Genomic DNA, 8039 nt, shown 5'->3' with positions numbered 1-8039 from the left:
TGGCTATAATCCCCGTCTCACCCCAACCGGAGTAAAACATGAACATCCTCCTCATTAACGGCGGCAAAGCCTTTGGCGCATCTGCAGGCCGCCTCAACCACACCCTGCACGCCCACGCGCGCGGCGTCCTCACCGCGCTCGGCCACTCCATCCAGGAAACCGTCATTGACGACGGCTACGACGCCGCCGCCGAAGTGGAAAAATTCCTGTGGATGGACGCCGTTATCTGGCAGATGCCCGGCTGGTGGATGGGGCTGCCGTGGAAAGTGAAAGAATACGTCGATCTCGTATTCACCGCCGGCGCCAACATTCTGGTGGCTAACGACGGCCGCCACCGCGCCACCCCCACCGAAGGCTACGGCACCGGCGGCCTGCTGCACGGCAAGCGCCACATGCTCTCGCTCACCTGGAACGCCCCCATCGAAGCCTTTACCCGCCCCAGCGATTTCTTCGAAGGCGTCGGCGTGGACGGCGTTTATCTGCATTTTCATAAAGCCAACGAGTTTTTAGGCACGAAAAGGCTGCCTACTTTTATGTGCAACGACGTCGTTAAAAATCCTGATGTGGAGCGTTTTATGAGAGATTACGAAGCGCATCTAAAAAGGGTTTTCGGCTAGTCTTAACGGACTCAAACGAGTTTATCTATTCGCAATACAGCACCAGACGAGCTAAAACGGATTTATAAAACGCTTCTTAAGTTCGGATATTACGTCGTTTGTGAAATTTTAAAATAATGCCAAGCAGTACTTGTTTGAGTGAGGCTTGCGACGCGCGAGGTTTTCGCAAACGAGATTCGAGCTTTGCTTGGCTGACTGACACTGCGTGATGTGTGGGAAGTGTGAAATTTGCGGCGTTGCGGCGTGAAATTTCAAGTCTTGCGGCGCGCGATTTATGCAGTCACTATATAAAATTTCATACGGCTGTCGCAGCTTTTAAATCTGTGCGAAATAAAACTTGCGAAACAACGTGGCATTTTGCGATCGTTTTTAATTTTGCAAATGCGCTGTATTTTGGCTCGGTGCGAGATAAAATTTTACGCGGCGCACTTTTATGTGATGTACGCGTCTGGCTTGCCGTTGCTCGTTAGTGCCATGTCAGCGAGTGCCTAAGCATGGATGAGCGCGATGGCTGGCTCGTGTAACTATTAGCGTGCCGTTCAGTGCTGCTAGTGGCTTTAAGAGGCGCGATGTGTGTTTACAGGGGAAGAGATGCTAAAAATCGATATGCTAAAATTTCTTCGCTCGGGCGAGTTTGCAGGCGTAAGAAGCGGCTTGAGTTGCGCGCAGATCGCCTCGATGTTTGGCCCCGCAGACGCGAGCTTTAAGAGCGCGGGGGCTGAAATTTTAAGATACGGCGCCTTCGAGTTTCACTTTTTTCAGGACGAAATTTTTATGATTTTTTCGGATCATTTCAGAAGCGAGCCTCTAAATTTCGGCGGTAGCAGGGCGCAGCAAATCGAAATAGAGCCTTGGATATTATCGGGCTGTCCTGCTCCCATCGACCTTGCGGCGGTGAAAGGCGCTTTAAATCGTGAGCGGATCGAGTATCGCGAGCGCGCAACGGATGAGGGTTTGGAGTTAAACTTAAACAGCGGCGTTACGCTTGCGTTTGAAAGCTTGAGCGGGTTGGGTGAGCCCCGCGGATACGAGCTTACCGCGTTTTGGATAAAATTTTAGCGGAATTTAAAAAGAGAAATATTTTCTTTTGCGCGCTTTTTAAATTTAGCTTTTAAATTTACTCTTCGTCGAATGAAAATGAATGAAAATCCAAGACGAATTTCGGCAGAAGCGGCGTCTTGTATCGCGCACAGCGACGGAAAAACCGAGCCGTATTAACTGCAGAAATACGGATTTAAAGATCGCGATAGCTTATAGCGACGCAGCTCTGCTTTTCTGCCGCTACGGCGCGCCAGGATAAAACGCCGAAATAAAATTTAAACAAAAGAGATTTGATGCTTTTTTATACAAAATAAGATGAAAAAAAGATCGCTAGCTTTAATCAGATGAATGCGCTTTTAAGCTATGTGCTGCTGTTTTTTATCCTTGGCGCGGGTGCGGCGCCGTATACGTCCTACACGGCCGTGCTGCCGTCTAGCCCCGAGGATTTGCAGACCATAGAGGGGCGCGTCATATATGTGCAAACGAATAAGAGCAGAGGGCCAGTTATTATAAGTTAAATTTAGTGGATGGCGCGCTTAAACAGAGGCGTTTTTATTTAGATGTTTATAGCACCGAGATAGACGGATGCAGGACCGCGATATACGACAAAGAGGTAAAAATTTGGTACCAAAGGATCGGGGGCGATACCGACCTTGCACGGCAGATCGCCCTTAAGGACGGGCAAATGATTATGCCTTTGCAACCAGGTTTTATTACGATACCATATCCGATTCCTATAGAATCACATATTTGAAATGGGGCGGCGGTGCGCTTGCGCTTTTGATCATTCAGATCGTTTTGACTCGGATAGCGAGGAGAAAATACCGCGCCAAATGGGGCTACTACGACAAGCCTACGAATAAAATTTAAATCGCCGTCGCCGAATAAATTTTAAGCAAGATTTTGACCGGGTAAAATTTCGGATCGGCTTTTGCGCGCCGATTAAATTTACGCGTCCGCTGCGCCGCGAAATTTAAATCTTAAATTTAAAGAGCGAAATCAAAGGAGCGAAAACGCTGCTTAAATTTGGCTTTTTAAAAATCGTTTTAGTAAAAGGGCGGGCAGAGATCGGGATTTTATCACGGAATTTTGTTTTGGCATTTTGCGAGAGCGGCGGAAACGCGCCCTTTGCTTTTTTGCTTGCGCGGTCAAAGGCGGAAATTTTATTTACGTGCGGCTGAGAGGGCGGTGCGGTACCGCGCGCAAACTCATGCTTTAAATTTAGCCGCAGTGAAATGGCGGTGCGGCTTAAGCGTAAATTTTATCATAGTGCCTCGGCGGTATCTCTGCGCGGCAAAATAGTAAATTTATAAAATTTATGCTTCGTACGAGTTCAAAATTTGTTTTCGTTGCGGCTAGCGCGGTAAATTTATAAAATTTCATGCTGCGCAGTGTAGCAAAAGCGGCTCGCAAATTTCAAAATATGGTGGCAAAATTTAGCCCAAATTTAGGGCTAAATTTCATGCGCTTACTAATTTTTCTAGGCTAATTTTTTCTCGATAAGTTTTAAAATTTCATCCGCGCTTACGCTTTCGCGTTTTAGACCTGCGCGGGTGATGAACTCGACGCTTCCCTCCGCTAGGGCTTTTCCCACGAGCACTGCATACGGAAAGCCCATCAGTTCGAAGTCGTTCATCTTCACGCCGAAGCGCTCCGCGCGATCGTCTAGCAGCACGCGCACTCCGCGCGCACGGCACTGCTCGTATAGTTTCTCGGCAAATTCTACTGCCGCGGCGTCTTTGTGGTTTGAGATGATGATCTCAAGCTCGAAAGGCGCGAGCTCGCGCGGCCATACGCAGCCTCTCTCGTCGTGGCTGCTTTCGATCGCCACGGCGATAAGGCGGCTTGCGCCGATGCCGTAGCAGCCCATAAAAAACGGCTGCGCCTTTCCGTTTGCGTCCAAAAATCGCGCTCCCATCGGCTCTGAGTAGCGCGTGCCGAGCTGAAAAATATGGCCCACCTCGATGCCTTTCGTGATACCAAGCTCGCCGCCGCAGGACGGACACGCATCGCCTTCGCCCACGGCAGCGAGATCCGCAAAGCGCGATTCGTTAAAATTTATCACGCTAGCGCCCACGTAGTGGTAATCCGGCTCGTTCGCGCCCGCGATCATTTCGCGCGCTCCTTTTAGCTCGGCGTCGATGTAAAATTTAGCTCCCTCGCCGAGCCCGAAAGGTCCGCAAAAGCCCGCCGTAAAGCCTGCTCGCGCGATCTCCTCCTCGCTGGCATCGACTAACTCTAGCGCGCCGCAGGTATTTTGCGCCTTGGTCTCTTGCAGCTCGTCGCAACCGCGGATAAAAAACGCTACGATCTCGCTGCGATCCTCGTATAGCACTTTTTTGATCACTGCTTTGATAGTGTAGAATTTATCTACTTTGAAAAATTCTGCGACCGCGTCGATCGTTTTCATCGCGGGGGTTTTAAATTTCATCATGCCGTCGGTCTCGGGCGCGGCGGCGTTCGTAGTTTTTGGCGCACGGCGCGCAGCTTCGATGTTTGCGGCATACTCGCAGTGCTTGCACACGACGATATCATCCTCGCCGTTATCCGCGAGCACCATAAACTCCTTACTACCGCTGCCGCCGATCGCGCCGCTGTCCGCATCGACCGCACGGAAATTTAACCCCAGTCGCGTAAAAATCCGCGAGTACGCCTGCCTCATCACCTCAAACTCGCGCTTCATATCCGCAGCGTCCGCGTGGAAGCTATAGGCATCCTTCATCGTAAACTCGCGACCGCGCAGAAGCCCGAAGCGAGGGCGGGCCTCGTCGCGGAATTTCGTATTGATCTGATAGATATTTAGCGGCAGCTGCTTGTAGCTCGTGATCTTATCCGCTACCATCAAAACCGCCGCTTCCTCGTTAGTTGGGCTTAGCACGAAGTCGTTATCCTTGCGGTCTTTGAAGCGCAACAGCTCCTTGCCGTATTTGGCGTAGCGACCGCTTTTTTTCCACGCATCCGCAGACGTCACGACGCTAAAAGAAACCTCTTGCGCGCCCGCAGCGTCCATCTCCTGCCTGATGACGGCGCAAATCCGCTCCAGCACTATCTTTCCTAGCGGCAAAAAATTATAAAGCCCGCTGCCCAGCTGCTCGATAAATCCCGCGCGGATCAAAAGCGCGTGGCTAGGTAGTACCGCGTCTCTAGGGGCCTCTTTGAGGCTCGGAGCGAAAAGCTTGCTAAATTTCATTCTGTCTGTCCTTTTTCTCGTTTTCTTGATTTAAAAATTTTTCGTAGTTTTCTTGCAGTTCAAAAATTTCGACCAGCGCGTTTACCGTGCCGTCGGCATCGTCCGCTTCGCCGAGGTTTTTTAAATTTACCGTCGGAGCGTGCAGAAACGCTTTAAAAACCTGATGGATCAGTTTGCGCGCTTCTTCCGCATCGCTATGCTTTAGATAGCCCTTTTTAAGCGCTTTGGCTAGCTCCAGCTCGGCTACTTGCTTCGCGCTTTGGCGCAAGGCCTTGATGATCGGCGTGGATGCCGCCGCCTTGAGCCATTTGAAAAACTCGTTCGTGCATTTTGCCACGATCGAGTAAGCGATCTGCGCCTGCTCCTCGCGAAGTAGCAAATTTTTCTTTACGATCTCCTCAAGATCATCGACGCTGTAAACTTCAATATCCTCACTCTGACTAAGCTCCACGTCGCGCGGCACGGCTATATCGAAAAAATATCGCTTAAAGCTTTTGGGTTCTAACAAGCTATCGGTAATGATCGGCTCTTGCGAGCCCGTAGCGCTGAAAAACAGGCTATTTGCGTTTAGATATTTTTTCAGATTATCCAGCGCGTCGGTCTTGATGCGAGCCGCGTAACCATTTGCGCCGTCGCTTAAATTTGCGCCGCGTGCGTCATCGCGACTTGCGCGTCCACTCAAGATCGCGCCGGACTCCGCGCTGATCAAAGAATCCGCTAGCCTTCGCGCGCCGGCTAAATTTCGATTTAAGATCGTGATATTTGCGCCGCTTGCGAGCAGGTGTTTGCACGCTAGCTCGCTCATCTCTCCCGCGCCCACTACCACGGCGTCCGCGCCCTGCAAGGAGCCCAGCCTGTCTTTTGCCATCGCCACGGCGACGCTTGAGACCGAGATCGGATTTTTTGAAATTTCGGTTTGGTTGCGGATGCGCGCCGCGCACTTTAGCGCTTCATCTATCGCTCTTGCGATCTGCGCGCCGGCGCGAGCGTTTTGCATCGCGAATTTATAGGCGTCTTTGAGCTGGCCTACGATCTGCGTTTCGCCCACTACGAGGCTATCAAGAGAGGCTGCGACGGCGAAAAGGTGGTGTATCGCGCCGTAATCCTCGTAAATATCGGCGCGCTCGGCTAGCTCGTCGTAGCTCACGCCGCTTACGCGCGAAAGTGCCAAAAGCACGAACTTTTGCGCTTCATCAAAGTCGCTTACGACGGTAAAAATTTCTACTCGGTTGCAGGTGCTAAGCACCAAACACTCCTCTATCGCGGAGTTTGAAGCCAAAAGGCGCAAAATTTCTTTCTTGCGCACATCGTTTGAAAACGAAAGTTTCTCGCGAACCGTGATATCCGTGTTTTTGTGGGTGAAGCTCACGCTCATATACGCCATCAAAACTCCCTATCTATCATATCTCGCACGATTTGCTCCAGCTTGTCGTTTTTAAATTCCGCCACGGCTTCGAGCGCCTTTTGCCCGTAGGCACGAGCTTCGTTTATACAGCGCTCGATAATGTCGTGCTCGCTAAGCTTCGCTTTGATCCATGAAATTTCGCTCTGGCAAAGCTGCTTTTTAAAAAACGATTTTAGCTTTTGCCGCTGCGCATCATTTAAATTTTCGTATAAATAAATGTAGGGTAGGGTGGTTTTGCCCTCCGCAAAATCGCTCAGGCTCGGCTTACCGAGCGCTTCTGAGCTTTGCGTGACATCTAAAATATCGTCGATGATCTGAAACGCAAGCCCAAGGTTTTTGCCGTATTCGCCGAATTTTGCGCTCGCGCTTGAAATTTTATCATGATCTTTCGTGGCGCTTGGAATTTCGCCCTCGTTTTTTGCGCCGTTAATATCTGAAATTTCGCCACGATTTTCCGCGCCGCCGAATTTTAAAAACGCCCCGCAGCGCGCGACTTCCTCTATGAGAGCGGAGGTTTTTAGATAGATCATTTGCAGATATTTGCTCGCATCGTCGTTGAAATCGTTGCTTAAGCTCACGTCCATCAGCTCGCCCACGGCAAGCTTCGTGACGGCGCCCGAAAGCGCAGCGGCGATGCGGCTTTCAAATTTGCTAAGCTCAAAATACGCCTTGGAATAGAGTATGTCGCCCAGCATCACGGCGTTTTTGGAGCCGTAGGTGGCGTTGATCGAGGGTTTGCCGCGGCGCACAGAGCTTTCGTCGATGACGTCGTCGTGCAGCAGGCTCGCAGCTTGAATGAGCTCGATGATCGCGCACAGACGCAGCGATTTTTCATCTTTTTGCGCGATGTTTAACAGCAGCTTGGAGCGCAGTTTTTTGCCTGGGCTTAGCCTGTCAAACATCTCGCTAGCGGGCTCGTATCCGCAGTCTGCGATGAAGCTTTTCATAATTAAATCGATTTGATCTTGCATTATTCGTTATTGCTTAGGATATTTCCGCTCATTTGCAAAAATTTGTCGTTTAGCTCGTCTTGTAAATCCTGCTGTGCGATGAAGCTTTCGATCTCGCGCTCGCTAATACCGCGCTCTTCGCAGAGCCGCTCACAGGCGATTAGGCGGATTAGAGCTTCTTCGATTTCGTTTTGCACCAAAGTAGGGCTTGCAGCGGATAAAATTTCAAAAAATTTCTCTCTTGGGCTGCCTTCAAAAATATCCATTTACCTTCCTTAAAATTTCGCGATTATAGCAAATGTAAAATTTAATTTAGGTTAGGACGCGGCAAACTATCGGGGCTTTTAAACAGGAACGATTGCATAGATTTTGCGCTTGCGTGCGGTAAATTTTAAGCTTAAGCGCGGGATTTTGGGCTTTGAATCTCATAAATTTTAAAATTTTACTTGTTTGCGAGATAGGCAGAGCGAGCGGAATTTAAAAATTTAATCTTGGTCGCGTGGCAGATTAAACGCGAAGCTTTGCAGATAGGCGGAATTTTAAATTTGCAGATAAGCGGCTTGATTTTTGCGGAAATTTTAAAATTCTGTGGCGCGAGTGAAATTTTAGGTTTCGCTTGAGTGGATAGAATTCCGCTTTGTTTAAGCGGTAAAATTCTTGAATTTCGCGTAGGCGGAGAGGATTTTCGCTTTGCTTGTGCGGTAAAATCTTGATTTCTGAGCGGCGGATAAAATCTACTTATGCAAAATCTACTCGCGCGCGCAACATGCATCAGGCTTTTTAAAATTTTAAAATTCCGCCGCACCGCGGAACTGCACATTGCGAGCTGTCATCTA

The 8039-nt window shown here is 49.8% G+C and carries 8 protein-coding genes; 3 read left to right on the top strand and 5 right to left on the bottom strand.

The genetic code is table 11. The features are described from left to right. Positions 1-38 precede the first annotated feature (38 nt). From Q0620_RS02825 to Q0620_RS02815, 3 genes are all read left to right on the top strand, one after another. Entirely contained in the window at positions 39-617 is a 579-nt protein-coding gene (locus tag Q0620_RS02825) for an NAD(P)H-dependent oxidoreductase (protein WP_298783122.1), read from the top strand. A 591-nt stretch (positions 618-1208) separates the two neighbouring features. After that, the gene (locus tag Q0620_RS02820) at positions 1209-1676 is read left to right on the top strand and encodes a hypothetical protein (protein WP_298783121.1); all 468 of its coding nucleotides are present in this window, start codon (positions 1209-1211) and stop codon (positions 1674-1676) included. 326 nt (positions 1677-2002) lie between these two features. Further along, positions 2003-2176: a hypothetical protein gene (locus Q0620_RS02815; protein WP_298783120.1), complete on the top strand. Its 174-nt coding sequence runs from the start codon at positions 2003-2005 to the stop codon at positions 2174-2176. A gap of 38 nt (positions 2177-2214) precedes the next feature. On the opposite strand, the gene Q0620_RS02810 is transcribed toward Q0620_RS02815, so the two are convergent. From Q0620_RS02810 to Q0620_RS02790, 5 genes are all read right to left on the bottom strand, one after another. After that, positions 2215-2343 carry a hypothetical protein gene (locus Q0620_RS02810; RefSeq protein WP_298783119.1) on the bottom strand — a complete coding sequence of 43 codons (129 nt, stop codon included), beginning with the start codon at positions 2341-2343 and terminating at the stop codon, positions 2215-2217. Between the two features lie 795 nt (positions 2344-3138). Further along, the gene (locus Q0620_RS02805; protein WP_298783118.1) at positions 3139-4848 is read right to left on the bottom strand and encodes a proline--tRNA ligase; all 1710 of its coding nucleotides are present in this window, start codon (positions 4846-4848) and stop codon (positions 3139-3141) included. Continuing rightward, positions 4838-6232: a glutamyl-tRNA reductase gene (gene hemA, locus Q0620_RS02800; protein WP_298783117.1), complete on the bottom strand. Its 1395-nt coding sequence runs from the start codon at positions 6230-6232 to the stop codon at positions 4838-4840. Before hemA ends, Q0620_RS02805 begins: the two co-directional genes overlap by 11 nt. Next, positions 6232-7224: a polyprenyl synthetase family protein gene (locus tag Q0620_RS02795; protein ID WP_298783116.1), complete on the bottom strand. Its 993-nt coding sequence runs from the start codon at positions 7222-7224 to the stop codon at positions 6232-6234. The genes hemA and Q0620_RS02795 overlap by 1 nt, the downstream gene beginning before the upstream one ends. Continuing rightward, entirely contained in the window at positions 7224-7469 is a 246-nt protein-coding gene (locus tag Q0620_RS02790; RefSeq protein ID WP_297995841.1) for a DUF2018 family protein, read from the bottom strand. The genes Q0620_RS02795 and Q0620_RS02790 overlap by 1 nt, the downstream gene beginning before the upstream one ends. Between the last annotated feature and the right edge of the window lie 570 nt (positions 7470-8039).

It is taken from the genome of uncultured Campylobacter sp., from assembly GCF_938017615.1.
GTDB lineage: Bacteria > Campylobacterota > Campylobacteria > Campylobacterales > Campylobacteraceae > Campylobacter_B.
This window is presented reverse-complemented; position numbering and strand designations above follow the sequence as displayed.

Bases quoted from the DNA above. Each gene is read 5' to 3' on its own strand.
- Q0620_RS02795 (WP_298783116.1), bottom strand. From the start codon at position 7,224: ATGCAAGATCAAATCGATTTAATTATGAAAAGCTTCATCGCAGACTGC.
- Q0620_RS02815 (WP_298783120.1), top strand. From the start codon at position 2,003: ATGAATGCGCTTTTAAGCTATGTGCTGCTGTTTTTTATCCTTGGCGCG.
- Q0620_RS02790 (WP_297995841.1), bottom strand. From the start codon at position 7,469: ATGGATATTTTTGAAGGCAGCCCAAGAGAGAAATTTTTTGAAATTTTA.
- Q0620_RS02825 (WP_298783122.1), top strand. From the start codon at position 39: ATGAACATCCTCCTCATTAACGGCGGCAAAGCCTTTGGCGCATCTGCA.
- Q0620_RS02820 (WP_298783121.1), top strand. From the start codon at position 1,209: ATGCTAAAAATCGATATGCTAAAATTTCTTCGCTCGGGCGAGTTTGCA.
- hemA (WP_298783117.1), bottom strand. From the start codon at position 6,232: ATGGCGTATATGAGCGTGAGCTTCACCCACAAAAACACGGATATCACG.
- Q0620_RS02805 (WP_298783118.1), bottom strand. From the start codon at position 4,848: ATGAAATTTAGCAAGCTTTTCGCTCCGAGCCTCAAAGAGGCCCCTAGA.